At 39.2% G+C, this 16,051-nt stretch carries 18 protein-coding genes; 9 read left to right on the plus strand and 9 right to left on the minus strand.

Going from position 1 to position 16,051, the window contains the following annotated elements; all coding sequences use genetic code 11:
• Positions 1–24: 24 nt before the first annotated feature.
• Positions 25–510 (minus strand): DUF4442 domain-containing protein, encoded by a 486-nt coding sequence (locus tag H4J76_RS12260; protein ID WP_182230698.1) that lies wholly within the window; start codon positions 508–510, stop codon positions 25–27.
• A 208-nt stretch (positions 511–718) separates the two neighbouring features.
• Positions 719–1,264 carry an oligoribonuclease gene (orn, locus tag H4J76_RS12265; RefSeq protein WP_182221518.1) on the minus strand — a complete coding sequence of 182 codons (546 nt, stop codon included), beginning with the start codon at positions 1,262–1,264 and terminating at the stop codon, positions 719–721.
• Positions 1,265–1,589: 325 nt separating this feature from the next.
• Between orn and rsgA the strand changes: the two genes are divergently transcribed.
• Entirely contained in the window at positions 1,590–2,627 is a 1,038-nt protein-coding gene (gene rsgA, locus H4J76_RS12270) for a small ribosomal subunit biogenesis GTPase RsgA (protein WP_182216054.1), read from the plus strand.
• 68 nt (positions 2,628–2,695) lie between these two features.
• On the plus strand, positions 2,696–3,529 hold the full coding sequence (asd, locus tag H4J76_RS12275) for an archaetidylserine decarboxylase (protein ID WP_182230743.1): 834 nt from the start codon (positions 2,696–2,698) through the stop codon (positions 3,527–3,529).
• Positions 3,530–3,611: 82 nt separating this feature from the next.
• On the opposite strand, the gene H4J76_RS12280 is transcribed toward asd, so the two are convergent.
• Complete coding sequence (locus tag H4J76_RS12280; protein WP_182230699.1) at positions 3,612–3,770, minus strand: hypothetical protein; 159 nt, start codon at positions 3,768–3,770, stop codon at positions 3,612–3,614.
• 196 nt (positions 3,771–3,966) lie between these two features.
• On the opposite strand from H4J76_RS12280, the gene H4J76_RS12285 reads away from it, so the two are divergent.
• Positions 3,967–4,347, plus strand: a complete 381-nt coding sequence (locus H4J76_RS12285; RefSeq protein ID WP_070375106.1) for a BlaI/MecI/CopY family transcriptional regulator — start codon at positions 3,967–3,969, stop codon at positions 4,345–4,347.
• A 71-nt stretch (positions 4,348–4,418) separates the two neighbouring features.
• Positions 4,419–6,401, plus strand: a complete 1,983-nt coding sequence (locus H4J76_RS12290; protein WP_182230700.1) for a M56 family metallopeptidase — start codon at positions 4,419–4,421, stop codon at positions 6,399–6,401.
• Positions 6,402–6,406: 5 nt separating this feature from the next.
• Here H4J76_RS12290 and H4J76_RS12295 read toward each other — a convergent pair whose 3' ends face one another.
• The gene (locus tag H4J76_RS12295) at positions 6,407–6,904 is read right to left on the minus strand and encodes a Spy/CpxP family protein refolding chaperone (RefSeq protein ID WP_182230701.1); all 498 of its coding nucleotides are present in this window, start codon (positions 6,902–6,904) and stop codon (positions 6,407–6,409) included.
• A 241-nt stretch (positions 6,905–7,145) separates the two neighbouring features.
• Here H4J76_RS12295 and H4J76_RS12300 point away from each other — a divergent pair, with 241 nt between their 5' ends.
• The 3 genes from H4J76_RS12300 to H4J76_RS12310 are packed head-to-tail and all read left to right on the plus strand — an operon-like array spanning position 7,146 to position 10,363.
• The gene (locus tag H4J76_RS12300) at positions 7,146–7,859 is read left to right on the plus strand and encodes a response regulator transcription factor (protein ID WP_182216048.1); all 714 of its coding nucleotides are present in this window, start codon (positions 7,146–7,148) and stop codon (positions 7,857–7,859) included.
• Positions 7,859–9,262 carry an ATP-binding protein gene (locus H4J76_RS12305; RefSeq protein WP_182216046.1) on the plus strand — a complete coding sequence of 468 codons (1,404 nt, stop codon included), beginning with the start codon at positions 7,859–7,861 and terminating at the stop codon, positions 9,260–9,262. Before H4J76_RS12300 ends, H4J76_RS12305 begins: the two co-directional genes overlap by 1 nt.
• 60 nt (positions 9,263–9,322) lie before the next feature.
• Entirely contained in the window at positions 9,323–10,363 is a 1,041-nt protein-coding gene (locus H4J76_RS12310; RefSeq protein ID WP_182230702.1) for an alpha/beta fold hydrolase, read from the plus strand.
• 2 nt (positions 10,364–10,365) lie between these two features.
• Here H4J76_RS12310 and H4J76_RS12315 read toward each other — a convergent pair whose 3' ends face one another.
• Positions 10,366–11,304, minus strand: a complete 939-nt coding sequence (locus tag H4J76_RS12315; RefSeq protein WP_259377143.1) for a cation diffusion facilitator family transporter — start codon at positions 11,302–11,304, stop codon at positions 10,366–10,368.
• Between the two features lie 95 nt (positions 11,305–11,399).
• Here H4J76_RS12315 and trmL point away from each other — a divergent pair, with 95 nt between their 5' ends.
• Entirely contained in the window at positions 11,400–11,864 is a 465-nt protein-coding gene (gene trmL / locus H4J76_RS12320) for a tRNA (uridine(34)/cytosine(34)/5-carboxymethylaminomethyluridine(34)-2'-O)-methyltransferase TrmL (protein ID WP_070375112.1), read from the plus strand.
• A gap of 43 nt (positions 11,865–11,907) precedes the next feature.
• Here the strand turns inward: trmL and gpsA are convergent, their stop codons facing one another.
• From gpsA to H4J76_RS12340, 4 genes are read right to left on the minus strand one after another with little or no spacing between them, the layout of a single operon-like run.
• The gene (gene gpsA, locus H4J76_RS12325; RefSeq protein WP_182216042.1) at positions 11,908–12,915 is read right to left on the minus strand and encodes an NAD(P)H-dependent glycerol-3-phosphate dehydrogenase; all 1,008 of its coding nucleotides are present in this window, start codon (positions 12,913–12,915) and stop codon (positions 11,908–11,910) included.
• Between the two features lie 55 nt (positions 12,916–12,970).
• A complete protein-coding gene (secB, locus tag H4J76_RS12330; protein ID WP_182216040.1) occupies positions 12,971–13,489 on the minus strand; it encodes a protein-export chaperone SecB in 519 nt (172 codons plus the stop codon).
• 43 nt (positions 13,490–13,532) lie between these two features.
• The gene (gene grxC, locus H4J76_RS12335) at positions 13,533–13,787 is read right to left on the minus strand and encodes a glutaredoxin 3 (RefSeq protein ID WP_182216038.1); all 255 of its coding nucleotides are present in this window, start codon (positions 13,785–13,787) and stop codon (positions 13,533–13,535) included.
• Positions 13,788–13,813: 26 nt separating this feature from the next.
• Positions 13,814–14,242 carry a rhodanese-like domain-containing protein gene (locus H4J76_RS12340; protein WP_182221512.1) on the minus strand — a complete coding sequence of 143 codons (429 nt, stop codon included), beginning with the start codon at positions 14,240–14,242 and terminating at the stop codon, positions 13,814–13,816.
• 251 nt (positions 14,243–14,493) lie between these two features.
• On the opposite strand from H4J76_RS12340, the gene gpmI reads away from it, so the two are divergent.
• Entirely contained in the window at positions 14,494–16,035 is a 1,542-nt protein-coding gene (gpmI, locus tag H4J76_RS12345) for a 2,3-bisphosphoglycerate-independent phosphoglycerate mutase (protein WP_182230703.1), read from the plus strand.
• The last annotated feature ends 16 nt before the right edge of the window (positions 16,036–16,051 follow it).

The following is a 16,051-nucleotide window of genomic DNA, read 5'->3' on the forward strand; positions in this document are numbered from 1 at the left end:
CAGGCTCTTTTTATCTTCTCAAACTTAACGTCTTTTGGTTACCCAAGCCCACTCCATTTCACAAACAATAGGCTGTTGATCAGATTCATCGGTAATCTCGACACTAACCATCAAACTGCCTTTATCCGAATTTTCTATTTGTTCAATGTCAGCGAGGCTTAATACAGCTACCGCAGACAAATTTCCCTGCATTCGCCTTTGAAAATGAAATGTCATACTTTTCAATAGCGGTACACAAGTGTCGGGAACATTCATCCCAAAAACGATACCCGTCGCCGACTCTGCCAATAATGCCGCAGCAATGGCATGAACACCACCAATATGGTTTTGTACTTTCTTTTTGTTTTCTAACGATAATACCGCTTTGGTATGAGAAACAGAAATCAACTTTATTGATGAAGTACCAGCATACTTTACTGTCGAACAGAAAATTTTAGTCAGTAAAAAAGAGCGCATAAAGCGCGGCATTCTATTAACTTTACTGATTATTTTTCCAAATTTGTTCGCCATAATTTATTTGCCTGCTGTTAATTTTAATTAAGTGTCGCGCAAACTGGTCTGACCTTCAAGTTTTTTTACCCCGTGGCAAACTTATAGTGAGTGTCCAGATAAAAGCGCGTGGCAAACTTATAGTGAGTGTCCAGTTAAAAACGCCCAGATAAAAACGTGCATAAAAAAAGCGCCCTAAGCGCTTTGATTTATACATTATTGCTGAGCGTTATAGTTTAAAGAAGTGTTCTTGATAAACTTTCATTTCAGCAATTGACTCTAAAATATCATCAAGCGCTAAATGAGCGCCCGTTTTCACCACTTTATCTAACACTTCAGGTTTCCAGCGACGCGCTAATTCTTTAACCGTGCTAACGTCTATATTCCGGTAATGAAAGTAATCTTCAAAATCAGGCATATATTTATTAATAAAGCGTCTGTCCTGCCCAATGCTATTACCACACATCGGTGATTTACCTTTTGGCACATATTGCTCAACAAACTTAATCGTCGCCTCGGTAGCATCGGCTAGCGTACTAACACTTTCACGACAACGTGTAGTTAAGCCTGATTGACCATGGTGTTCGATACACCACTGACTCATATTGTCTAATACCTCATCACTTTGGTGAATAGCAAAAACAGGTCCTTGAGCTAAAATATTTAACTGACTGTCAGTCACTATGCTGGCAATCTCTAAAATCACATCTGTATTGGGTTCTAGGCCTGTCATTTCTAAATCTAACCAAATTAAATTTGTCTCGTTACCTGTCATGCCGCTTCCTTAAAAATGCCAACTGTTTTACTGATACCAATATCATTAAATTATCACCCACTTGTGCCCCCTAAAGTACGCCAAGGCTAAGTTGCTCTTAATCGCAATAGCTCACGATTATTCAATCAAGCGCCTTATCTTCATTTGTTTTCTTCGCCACAGCAAGGTAACAAACTAAGTGAGACTGATATTACTATTACAAGTATATTAGATGAATGGTGATTTAGTCAGTATAATACGTGACAATGAACTGTGATTAAAACTTTTTGTCGCATTACCCTTTTAAAAGACGAGTGAAACTCCATAATTATCATGATAAAACTCCATGTCTAAGCTAAAAAAACTGACTAAAGGTCAGACAAGGCGCATTAAAGATAATCAAGCTAAAAAACTGCGTAATAAACCAGAGCAAGTGCAATGGCAAGATACTGAGTTGGGAGAGCCTGAAAACGGCACTATTCTCAGTCGCTTTGGCCAGCATGCCGATGTAGAAGCAGAAAATGGTGATTGCATACGTTGTAATATACGCCGCGGCGTTAAATCTTTGGTCTGTGGTGATAAAGTTTTATGGCGCAGAGGTAAAGAAACACAACACAGTATTTCAGGAGTCATTGAAGCGGTTCATGAGCGAACGTCAGTATTAAGTCGTCCAGATGTTTATGACGGCGTAAAACCCATAGCGGCTAATATCACCCAAATATTAATTGTCTCTTCGGTGTTACCTGCCTTTAACCCTGATATTATCGACCGGTATTTAGTGGCGGCAGAGCAAACAGGTATCACCCCCGTTATCTTACTCAATAAAACTGATTTACTTGATAAAGCCAGTAAAGCTGAAATTGAGCAACATCTCGATATTTATCGTGAGATTGGTTATCAGGTAATTTATGTCAGTAATGAATCTCAACACGGTATAGAAGAGCTCAAGAAACAACTTAGCGAACATACCAGTATCTTTGTAGGCCAATCTGGCGTCGGTAAGTCAACACTTACTAACACTTTGATGCCTGAACTGGGTTTAATGACAAAAATAGTCTCTGAGAACTCTGGTTTAGGTCAACACACAACAACGGTTGCTCGCTTATACCATTTTGAACAAGGTGGTGATTTAATTGATTCACCCGGTATTCGAGAGTTTGGCTTATGGCATTTAACGCCAGCAGAAGTTTACGGTGGCTTTATTGAATTTGAAGATTACTTGGGTGGTTGCCGATTTAGAGATTGTAAACACCAAAATGATCCTGGTTGTGCATTAATAGCCGCCGGTGAAGAAATGAAAATACATCCAAAACGTTTAGCGAGCTTTCAACGAATTTTAGCCAGTTTAGGCGATAATAAATTAACCTCTCGTTTTAACGACTAAATTAATATTAATAATATAAAGGAAATTCAGTGCTTTTAAATAAATTAAAAATCACCCTTCAATACCTTATGCCTAAACATTTGATTTCGCGTTTAGCTGGAAAATTTGCCGCTGCAGAATGTGGCCAAGTAACCACGAAAGCCATTGAAGCATTTATCAAGCATTACGGCATTAATATGTCAGAAGCAAAGCTTAAGAATGCCGAAGACTTTACCACCTTCAACGATTTTTTTACCCGCGAACTTGAAGATGGTGCGCGCCCTATTGATAACAATGAAACAACACTCTGCTATCCCGTTGACGGTGCTATTAGTCAGCAAGGCGATATTGAAGACGGACGTTTAATACAAGCAAAAGGTTTTGATTATTCATTGGAAACCTTGCTGGGTGGTTCATATAACACCGCGAAGCCTTTTCAAGGCGGAAAGTTTTCTTGTATTTATTTAGCACCAAAAGATTATCATCGTATTCATATGCCGATGGCAGCAACATTACGCGAAATGATCTTTGTACCCGGTGATTTATTTTCTGTTAACCCATTAACCGCTAATAACGTGCCTAACTTATTTTCTCGTAACGAACGTGTTGTCGCTATCTTTGATACAAAATCAGGACCTTTAGCTATGGTCCTTGTTGGCGCAACCATAGTTGCCAGTATAGAAACAACTTGGGCAGGTACGATTACTTCACCTAGAGCCAAAGGAATTTTCAGAGAAAGTTACCCTGCTGACGGCGCTGATGCGATCACTTTTGAAAAAGGTGATGAAATGGGACGTTTTAAACTTGGCTCTACGGTAGTGTCAACGTTTGGTCCTGGCATGATCGAGTTTGATGTTGATGCTCATCCAGGTACAGTGACCCGCTTAGGTGAACTCTACGCCAATATTGTTAACGCTGATTAACCATAAAGTCATTGCTCATTAAAGAGCCAGTAGTGAATTTCCTGAAATACGCTATTGGCTTTTTGCTAGATTTTGGTAAAAGTTATAGAGCTTGACGTTCAGTACGACCAGCAATCAGGGCAATAAGTCTTTCTCGATTATCGATAAGTTCACGACCCCCTTTAATCAAGGCGCTCAGCCAAACACCATCAAAAATCACCGGTCGATATTTAATTAATATCACACTAAAAATCGCTACCATTTTTACTAACTACCTCGCTCGTACTACATTAAACCTTGAGCAAATAAAAAATAAATTCAATTTAAAAACCTTTGTTATCATAGTGATATTTTAAAACAAAGCCACTAACAACAAAAGGTGTTGCTCATTTTATCAACACAAGATACGATTGCATTCGTATATAACTTATAATTATTCATAGTATTAAGGATTTTAGATGGCTCGAGATAATACAAATATCAAGCCTACAGAAGCAGAGTTAACTTTGCTTAATGTTCTCTGGAAAGTCGGTCCAGCAACAGTTCGTCAGGTACATGATGTTGTCAGTAAAACGCAAAAGACAGGTTACACCACTGTTTTGAAGATTTTACAAATTATGCATGAAAAAACCTTGGTCATTCGAGACGAAAGTAATCGTGCCCATGTCTATGCACCATCAAATAGTGAAACTTTTACACAATCTTCATTATTAAAAGACCTAGCTTCAAAGGCTTTTGGTGGCTCAACGTCAAAATTAGTGATGCGAGCTTTAGATGAATCAACCAGTAAAGAAGAAATTGCCGACATTCGTCAATTACTTAATGAGCTAGAAAAGTAAAAACTGCTACACTTGTTATAGTACAATCTAAAAAGTGCTATAACATGGAAGGATAATGTCAGATTAATTTAATGAGTAGTCCATTTTTATACAATTTATCGTTAACCCTTATCCATTTTCTTTGGCAAGGGATTTTCGTTGCGCTTGCGCTAAAGTTGGCATTAACGTTTACTTCTTATAAAAAACCACAATGGCGTTATGCGATGGCGTCATTGGCTATGGTAGCTAATTTATTACTGCCTTTTTTCACTTTCTATATTATCTCTCAAGCTGACTTTCCACAATTTGGTCCTTTATTAAATAACAGCATCTTGCTGGGCGATATCATAAATAATGACGCCCAAAACACTGCTGTTTGGTACTCCAATGCGGTTGAATTCTTACCCTATTTATCATTAACATGGGTAACAATAAGCTTTGCCTTAGCGCTAAAGCTGTTCATCGAATTATATAATGTTAACCAACTACCCAAAATAGGCACCTCGCCGGCAAATGCTGAACTTGAAGCCAGATTTCAGCACTTAGTTGAACAAGTAAAATTAACCTGTTCACCTCGACTATTAATCTCACTTAAAAATGATGTGCCTATGGCAATAGGTTGGTTAAAGCCGATAGTACTTGTTCCCGTTACTATGTTGACAGGTTTAACACCCGCACAACTTGATATGTTGATATTGCACGAACTGGCACATATTCGTCGACATGACTATCTAGTTAACTTCATTCAGACCTTGGTAGAAATCTTTTTATTCTTCCACCCCGCTGTGCGTTGGGTGTCAAAGCAAATGCGAAATGAACGTGAATATTGTAGTGATGATATTGCTGTGCAGCATTGTGGTAACCCTGTTGCTTATGCGCACACTCTGGCAGATACCGCTTCAATATGTGACAGCCACCGTCATCATTCTATTCCCGCTATGGCAATGGCGGCATCGGGTGGTGATTTAAAGCAACGCGTTCTGCGTTTAGTTGACCACGACCAACACTGCTCAACAACGACTCACTCAGGAAAATGGTTAGCGTCTATCGTCATTATTTTCTCAATTATTGCTGTGGGCAGTAAAAAATACATCCAAATTCCTAGCTTAGATATAGGCACTGATACCATTCCTTTATACCGCAGCGCCGATGATGACTTCAAAACATACACAGATAGTGGCGATGAAATAGCGTTACCTTCTTTGGCGCAGCAATTATTACACCGAGGCAATGAAAGTAATGCCTTAGAAAACAAACTACCCGCAAAGATGATAGCGCCATTTTTTCCTAAAAAGACCAATAAAAATCCAGTAAATGCTGAGCTCGTAGTCGCACAAGCTTACTTTGAGAACAACGACAGTACTAAAAACACGGGTAATGCCAACAACCCCCAAGAAAAGAATACTGTCGATACCTTAGCGACAGTCGTAAACAATAAATTAGTCGGGCTTAAAAAGGCTAAATCTGAACCTTTAAGTAATTTTACTGAATCTTTGGCTGTTCAAAAAAATCAAGCTGAACAGCCTAGTACTCAAGTAAAGGTAAACAAATCTTTAGCTCAATTGGCATTAAGTCAAACGGTTACTATGGGTAAATCGCCAGCAGAATTAGCCTTTGAGCGCACTGACTCAAGCAAAAAAGCTTCATTATTAAAAAACCCATACGCTGCACAAATAGCTGATTTGACTAAGCAGCCATTAGCCATAAATTCGCACTTAGCGCTACCAACAACTCGTCGTTCACAGATGATAGAGCAAGTACTTTCCTCGACAAGTGAATCGACAACTAACTACATGCCAGAACACGCACCCGCGCAATTACTGACATCAACATACCCGAAATACCCTGCCAATGCTAAGCGAAAAGGTATTGAAACAGATGTAGAAGTTACATTCACCATAGATAAAAATGGCTATGTACGTGATATTCAATACGATGGTGAAGGCAGAGTCAGTTATTTTCGTAATACTATTCGTTCATCATTAGAAAAATGGCGTTTCACCCCGGCAAGTTATAATGACCAACCGGTAGAAAGCACCATGTCTAAAATATTTTCTTTCAGTATTGCTAGATAATAAGATTACTCAGCAAGATGCTTTCTTCTCCCATCATGCTTTTGATGTGACTGCATTTTTTCTTTTTGTGCCTCCGTTAATATCATCATAAAACTGTGTTCTTTCTTTGCTTTAATTAAGGCTTTTTGTGCAATAATATCTTGGTATTGACTTTGTAAATCAACAAAAGCTTGTTCATTAAAGTGCTCTTCCATCAGTAACGCTTTACGTTGTTGATGAAAACCTTGCATGCTCTCTTTCAATACTAAACCACTTGTTTTTGCCGTTTTATTTATCGCCTTTGCCTGTTCACGTTGTTCGTCAGTAAGCGCTAAATACTTCGCCATTCTTTTAAAGTCACCTTTCATGCCACGCTTTGATTTGTGCTGATGGTTACCGGTATGCTTGGCATCATGACGGTCATTGTTAACGCCATCGCCGTTATTAATGGCCAACGCTGCGGTACTTGCTAAGGATAAGGTTAATACTGCACTGGCTAATAAAACTGATAGTTTACTTTTCATAAGATTTACCTCTGGGTTAAATTGATAATAATATCGAATAAGTTAATCAATCAATTACTGAGCGAGCCCGGTGAATCGATTCATTCTTTTAAGTGAGGTAACTATAAACCTTGCAACGCAAAGAAACGCAAGGCAGTGTAAAGTTTTTGTAAAGGCTACAACAAAGTCAGTTTTCTAATAAAAGTTAAGTTAATATTAAGATACGCCAAATACCGCCACTAACAAAAGATAACAAAACCTCATGAGCAAACAGAAAATATTAATCATCGATGACGACAAAGAACTCACTGAGTTATTAACTGAGTATCTATCGTATGAAGGATTTGAATTAGAAGCTTGCCATGATGGTGTTAGTGGTCTGGCACGTGCTTATGATGAAAAATTTTCACTGATATTACTTGATGTTATGATGCCCAAACTAAATGGCTTTGAAGTATTAAAAGCCTTAGGTGGCCAGCATAAAACGCCAATTTTAATGTTAACGGCTAAAGGTGATAACGACGACAGAATATTAGGCTTAGAGCTAGGCGCCGATGACTATTTAGCGAAACCTTTTCAGCATCGTGAATTACTGGCACGCATTAAAGCTATTTTACGACGCATTAAAATAGTTAAGTCCAATGAAAGTACTATCAGCCATCAGCAAATTAATGAGGTCAGGCTTGAACATAGCACTCGTCAGGCTTTTTGCCATCAACAGTTAGTTGAATTAACCGGTACCGAGTTTCAAATATTAGCTTTGCTGATGAATAATGCCAGTCAAATCGTCAGTAAAAATGAAATATCAGAACAAATTTTGAAACGAAAATTGAGTGCTTTTGATCGCAGTATCGACATGCACATCAGTAATATTCGCCGTAAGTTACTCGAGTTTTCTGCAAGTGATAAATTAAAAACCATTCGCGGCGCGGGTTATATCTTCCTCACAGGAGAGAGCACGGGGATAAATGATTAATGCTCAATAAAATTAGACAGTCATTTTCATCGATTGGCTTTAAGATATTTTTATGGTTTTGGCTGTTCGCCTTAAGCTCTATTATAGCAACACGATTTATCTCAGCGCAGTTAGCACAGAACAGTATTGTTTTGCCTGCGCACCATGGTGACCTCAAAAAATTGAACCGTATCGCTAAACATATTGAAAGGAATAATACTTCAGCCGATGGACTTTTGCGATATCGAGGAAAATCACCTAATGAAGCTATTATTATCAGAAATATTGATAGTGGTCAGCTCACCACCGATAGTAGCCGTTTTTTAAAAGACTTGGTTAGCTACCTAGAAAAAAATCGCTTTTCAGCCATCACCTCGATTCAATTTCCGAGATCTCGTATTACCGGCCCTAAAAATATCATTTTAGATAATCAACCCGTCGAACTATATTTAGCCATTAAAGGTCAGTCTCGACATTTTGATTCCTTTATTATGCAACTGCCCAATTGGTTGAAACTTGCCATCCCCATTGCGGTCAGTGCTCTATTAGCCTGGTTATTAGCACGAACATTAATTAAGCCAATATTGGCAATACGACGTGCGGCAACCGATATTGGTAACGGTCAGCTTGATGCCCGTATCGAACATGCCAATAAAAGAAAAGACGAACTGGGTTCACTTGCCACCAGCTTTAATACTATGGCCGACAAGTTATCACTAAATCTAACCGCTAATCAGCGTTTATTAGCCGATGTTTCCCATGAGCTTCGTTCGCCGATGACTCGCTTACAACTTGCGGTTGGCCTAGCTCAGCAAGCGATTAACAAACCCGAGCTGCAAAAAAAGCATCTCGCGCGCTGTGAACTAGAAGTTAGCCGTTTAAATGAAATGATAAGCGATGTGCTTTCTCTTTCTCGATTAGAAAACACCTTTCAAAAAATTAATTTGCAAACCGTTCATCTTGATGAATTATTAGCCGATATCTGTCAAGACTGCCAGTACCTTGCTGACGAAAAACATATCTTAATTACTATGAAGCACTTTTTCTCTTTGGATCTACCCGGAGATCAAAATTTATTAAGCAGTGCTTTTAGTAATGTCATTATTAATGCCATTAAATATAGCCCAAAGCACAGTGAAGTGGTCATTTCTATGGCGAGTGTTATTCTCAATCAACAAGACAGTATTAAGATTATCATTAGCGATAGCGGTAATGGCGTTCCTCAAGGTACCATCGAAAAACTTTTTCAGCCTTTTTATCGTGTCGATGAAGCCCGAGATAGAAACACGGGTGGCACCGGCTTAGGCTTAGCGATAGCGCAGCAAGCAGTATTAGCACATAATGGTGAAATTAGTGCTAAAAACAACGACTCTGGTGGCTTATCTGTAACCATTACTTTGCCAATAAGCACAACACTGACATAAAACTGATGAGCATAAGTGAATTATCACCGCTAATGTCATGCGACCTTAGGATTAAACAACATGGCTTTAGCGAAAATCAATAGTAATGACTATGGCAAAGAAAGTGAGCTTAGTGCTCGCTTATCAACTGAAATAAAACAGTTTTGGCAACAAGGTTATTTTTCATCTTTTAGTGGCGTCGATAAAATAAGAATAAATTACGCAACCTTTACTGACTCCAAAAACCAAGAAAACCTTGTATTAGTTACCGGACGGTCTGAAAGCTATCTAAAGTATCAAGAGCTCGCCTTTGACTTATATCAGCAAGGTTATAATATATTTATCGTCGACCACCGTGGTCAAGGTTTGTCACAACGTTTGTTGAATGATAGCCAAAAAGGCTATGTAAAAAAATTTGATGACTACGCCAAAGATCTTAAAAAATTTATTGATGAGGTTGTTATAGAAAGTGCCACAAATAATGCCAGTAAAACGCCCGCTAAAAAACCACATTTATTAGCACATTCGATGGGGGGAGCCATTGCTGTGCGCATGATGCAGTTATACCCACTGTCAGCTAAATCTGCGGTATTAACCTCGCCAATGATTGCAGTTAACTACGGCAATATCGCTAACTGGCTTGCCAAAGGGATTATTTATTTAGGTGATTTTTTTAACGCTTGCTTAGCTGCTGAAGCTAATTTTTTTATTGGACAAACGGCCTTTAACGACACACCTTTTGCTGAAAATGAGCTTAGTCAATCGACTGTTCGCTACCAAGTTTTTGTGGAACTTTATCAGAAAAATAAAGAGATACAATTGGGCGGCGTCACCACTCATTGGCTCAAAGAAGCCATTATCGCTAAGAAAAATATTTTTGCAGATTTAGCTAAATTGACTACACCTATCTTAGTCATGCAAGCAGGTAACGACACGATCGTTTGTAATAAAGCGCAAAACACTTTCTGCCAGCAATTGCACCAATACCACCAAAATTCTTGCCCTGAAGGCAAACCTTTCACTGTCGACAATGCGCGGCACGAACTTATGTTTGAGCAAGACCAGTACCGCAGCCCCGCCTTAAAAAAAGCACTGCAGTGGTATGATACACATTCAACTTAATGTTATTTCTGTTGCGGTTCTTGATCTACATTAACCGTTTTAATGGCTACCACTGAAGTGGGATCATGATGAATAAACACTTCGCAAGGCGAGAATTTCGCTTCAATTTCTTCTTCTATCGCTTCACCAATATCGTGAGCTTCCAGTAAAGACAGTCGGTCATCGAGCTCTAAATGAAATTGAATAAAGCGATGTGGGCCTGATTGTCGGGTTCTCAAGTCATGAACACCTAAGGTCGAATCATGAGCAACCACAATAGCGGTAATTTCAGTCTGCTCTTCTTCACTCAGTTCATGATCCATTAAGTTGTGCACACTTAAGTAAATAATTTTTAAAGCGCCACTCAATAGCAACACCCCAACAAGACAAGTAAATATCCCATCTGCATAGAGAGAGTAGCCACTGCTTAAAATCAACGCCGCTAATACGCCAAGGTTTAATAATAAATCTGACTGGTAATGCAAGGCATCGGCACTGATGGCAACGGAACGGGTTTTGGCAATCACAAAACGTTGCAACACCACTAATAACAGTGTCATCACGATAGCTATAATCGTCACCACTATGCCTATTTCTGTTTTAACAACCAGTTTGGGGTGAATAATTCGGTCAAAGCCATGAAAGATCAATAACAAGGCAGAACCGGTCACAAAAGCGGCTTGTACTAAACCCGCTAAACTCTCGGCTTTACCGTGACCAAATTTGTGTTTTTCATCGGCGGGTGCCAAAGCATAATGAAGAATAACCACATTCATCAACGAAGCAAATAAATCCAACATCGAATCGGTGGCTGAAGCCAGCATTGAGCTAGCATCTGTTACCACCCAAGCATATAGTTTCAAAAGAAAAAGTAATAAGGCCGTTCCAGTAGCAGCGAAAGCAGCTACTCTTACCCAAAAACTGTAATCATTTTTTTTTGATAAAGCTTCACTCATAGTCATTACTTTTCCATGCTTGCTACTTAAGCGCTAATTTGTACAATATAGTAATTCGTTTGGTATAATACCTTATCATCTTCGAATTTAAGTACATTTTTATGTTAGACGTCGTTTTGTTTCAGCCACAAATTCCACCGAATACCGGTAATATTATCCGCCTCTGTGCGAATACAGGCTTTAGGTTACACCTTATTGAACCCTTTGGCTTTGACCTAGACGATAAAAAACTTCGCCGAGCAGGTTTAGATTACCATGAGTTTGCAGCCATTAAGCGCCATAAAGATTACCAAGCTTTTATCGAAAGTGAACAACCTGAGCGAGTTTTAGCGGTAACCACTAAAACAACCAATTACTATGGTGATATTGCCTTTAAACCTGGGGACTATTTACTTTTTGGCTCAGAGACCAGTGGTTTGCCAGAAGAAGTAAGACAGCAAATACCCGATGAAGATAAAATTCGTATCCCCATGCTAAAAGACAGCCGGAGTATGAATTTATCGAATGCCACCGCAGTGCTTATTTTTGAAGCTTGGCGACAAATGGGCTTTGAAGGCTCAGTTTAAATTTACAATAGTAAAGATAAACGGAGCCAAACAAAGTGTAAAATTATTCGACAGTACGGTCGCGAGAAAGTAAATCAGCAGCGGCTAGCTTTGCTGATTTGCCGCAATAAAGTACCTGATAGACTTGCTCTACTATCGGCATTTCTACGCCCATACGTTGTGCTAACATATAAACTTCTTTGGTATTACGATAGCCTTCAACAACTTGGCCAATATCAGCCATCGCTTTTTCAACATCAACGCCGCTGCCAAGTGCTAAGCCAAATCGACGATTGCGTGATTGATTATCAGTACAAGTTAAGACTAAATCACCTAATCCAGCCATCCCCATAAAAGTACTTGCCTCGGCATTAAGTGCACAGCCTAAACGTGTCATTTCAACTAAACCACGAGTAATTAACGCAGTACGAGCATTGGCACCAAAGCCAATACCGTCGGCGATGCCAGCACCAATAGCGATCACATTTTTAACCGCACCACCGAGTTGTACACCAATAAAGTCTTTATTTGCGTAAACCCGAAAGGTTTTGCCACAATGTAATAGATCAGAAATTTCAGTGACAAAATCATCATCAGTTGACGATAATGAAATAGCCGTTGGTAAGCCAGCCGCCATCTCTTTTGCAAAGGTTGGCCCAGAAAGCACGGCCAATGAAATATCATCCCCCAGAATATCACGGGCAACATCTTGCAGTAATCGACCTGTTTTATGATCTAAACCTTTGGTTGCCCAAGCTATTTTAGCCTTTGGTAATAAGTAGGGTTTAATTTGGCTGAGCATTTCGCCGAAGGCATGACTCGGTACAACCACTAAAATGTTTTCACTCGCTTGAACAGCACTTTCAAGATCGTTAGTCGTTGTCAGTGAGGGTGGAAACTCACTACCCGGTAAATATTTCTCATTTGAGTGAGACGCTTGCATTTGCGCAATATGTTGAGGATCTCGTCCCCATAATACGGTTTTGTGACCATTTCGAGCGAGACAAATAGCAAGGGCAGAGCCATAAGACCCTGCCCCCAAAACCGTGATTTTTGCCGTTAATTTCGACATATCATCACTTCCATTTTATTGTTACTACTAGCCGATTTTGAAGAAAAACCGTTAATTAGTGAGTTTCACTGCTCGCAGGCATCTGTTCAGTTTGTGCTTGTGCGGCACGTTGTTGAACATATGAAGCAAATAGTGCTTCAAAGTTTACTGGTGCTAAATTAATTTGTGGGAATGAACCACGACTCACTAAATTCGCCACTGACTCACGTGCATACGGAAATAATGTTGTTGGGCAGAATGCACCAATAGTATGAGCAAGTTGTGCTTCAGGTAAATTACCAATAGAAAAGATACCAGCTTGTTGGACTTCAGCTAAAAAGGCCGTTTGCCCTTCAACAGTCGCGGTAACGGTTACTGAAAGAACAACTTCATAAGTATCTTCAGCCAATTTATTTGATTTAGTATCTAAATCTAATTGGATTTCAGGCTTCCAATCTTTTTGGAAAATAGCAGGAGAATTTGGCGTTTCAAAAGAGATATCTTTTGTATAAATACGTTGAATAGCAAATTGTGGTGCGGCTTGTTCAGTAGCGGCTTCTGGCGCATCAGCGTTGTTGGTGTTCTCATCAGACATAGTTTTTTCCTATTGTATTTATTATTTTATATAATGATGACTTTTAATCTTTTGCTAAAAGTTCATCTAATTTATTAGCGGCGTGAAGTGCGAATAGTTCATCGCAGCCCCCGACATAATGATCACCAATAAAGATTTGTGGCACAGTTACACCGCCACTACGCTTGATCATGGCATTGCGCAATTCTGCATTATTGTCGATTTTAATTTCATTAAAGCTTACTTGTTTCTCTTCGAGTAAAGCTTTTGCTCGCATACAGTAAAAACAAGTTACTTTAGTATAAATATCAACTGTCATATCAAACCTTTATTAGTTATTAGCTATTATTTTTTAACCAGTGGTAAACCGGCATTAACCCAAGAATTCATACCACCCTTTAACAAACTTACTTTAGTAAAGCCTGCTTTAAGTAATTGATTAGCAACCGGGGTAGCAGTAATTCCTGCGGTACATACAACTATGATGGGTTTATCTTTATAGTTTTCAAGGGTAGCAAAATCATTATTTGATACTTTCTCTTTCACTAAATTTTTCGAATCGATGATACGACTCGCTTTAAATTCTTTTTCGGTACGAATATCAACTACTACACCTTCTTCACGGTTTACTAAAAAAGTAAGTTCCTGTGTAGATATTTGCTTAATAGGAGACATTTGAATACGAATAGTCGTCACAATAATAAGAACGACAATAACTGCCCAAGCAGCGCTTAGTGCTGGATGATTACCAGCAAAAATAATTAATTGATCCATAAAAATAATAAATATTGGTTGAATAAAAAGTTGACGATAGTATACAGAATTACCAAGCAAACCCAAAAAGAACTTTACGTGATAAGCGATTAAATCAATGAAAAGGTTTTTTTTGTTGATACAACCGACCGATAACGAATAAAAGCACACAATTCATTTGAAATGTTTTGTCTAATACCACACAAGCAATTCTTGATTTGCCTTGGTATACTGGTGAATAATTAGCTAATTTCACCGTTATGGAAACTAAAATGCCAAATAAAAAACCTACCGTATTACTGATTTTAGATGGTTGGGGATACCGAGAATCTACAGAATCTAATGCTATTTTTCATGCAAGAACGCCGGTACTCGACGATTTAAATGCTCGCTATCCACATATGTTAATTGGCACCTCAGGCATGGCAGTAGGTTTACCTGACGGACAAATGGGCAACTCAGAAGTGGGCCACGTTAATTTAGGCGCTGGTCGTATTGTTTATCAAGACTTCACTCGTATTACCAAATCGATAAAAGATAAAGAATTTAACAGCAACAAAGCACTTAATGATGCGGTTGACCAAGCCGTTAAAAATGATAAAGCCGTACATATTTTTGGCTTATTATCACCAGGTGGCGTTCATAGCCATGAAGATCATATTTTTTCAATGCTCGAACTCGCTAAAGAAAAAGGTGCCCGTAAAATTTACTTACACGCTTTTCTAGACGGCCGCGATACACCACCACGTAGCGCAGAAGCGTCATTGATTAAAGCACAAGAAAAATTCCAACAGCTAGGCTGTGGCCAGATAGCTTCGGTAATTGGTCGTTATTATGCCATGGACCGTGACCAACGTTGGGATCGTGTCGAATTAGCTTACAACTTAATGGTTAGTGGTGAAGCGCAGTATAAATATTCAAGCGCAACTGAGGCATTAGCCGCCGCTTATGCCCGTGATGAAAATGACGAGTTTGTTGCCGCTTCAGCGATTGTAGACGAGAACAACCAAGCCATAGAAATTGATGATGGTGACTCCTTAATTTTTATGAATTTTAGAGCCGACCGTGCCCGTCAATTTACCCGCTGCTTCACTGAACAAGACTTTTCTGGCTTTAAGCGTAAGAAGTGCCCTGCTATTGCTGACTTTGTCATGCTCACTGAATATGCCGGTGACATAAAAGCCAATATCGCTTTTCCTAAAGTAGCACTTGAGAACGTACTGGGTGAATGGTTAGAGAAAAATAACAAAACGCAATTACGTATTTCAGAAACAGAAAAATATGCGCACGTTACCTTCTTCTTCAGCGGTGGTAAAGAAAGTGAATTTGTTGGCGAACAGCGTATTTTAGTCCCTTCGCCACAAGTTGCCACTTACGATTTACAACCAGAAATGAATTCAGCGTTACTCACTGATAAATTAGTCGCCGCCATTGAAAGCGGTGAACACGACTTTATCGTTTGTAATTATCCAAATGGTGATATGGTGGGTCATACTGGAAAGTTTGATGCTGCCGTAGCCGCTTGTGAAGCGGTTGATAGCAGTATTGGTCGTGTTGTTGCCGCCTTAGAAAAAGCAGGAGGTGAGTGTTTAATTACCGCTGACCATGGCAATGCTGAACAAATGGTTGATAACAATTCAGGGCAAGCACACACCGCGCATACCTGTGAACCTGTGCCGCTAATTTATATTGGCCGACCCGCTCAACCAGCAGAAAATGGCGCATTGAGCGATATTGCGCCAACAATATTACAGCTGATGGATATAGAGCAACCCAAGCAAATGACCGGTCATTCGTTAATGAAGTTTATTTAAGAAAATTATTATTAAA

This window comes from Colwellia sp. BRX9-1 (genome assembly GCF_014077195.1).
In the GTDB taxonomy this organism is placed as follows: Bacteria; Pseudomonadota; Gammaproteobacteria; order Enterobacterales; family Alteromonadaceae; genus Colwellia_A.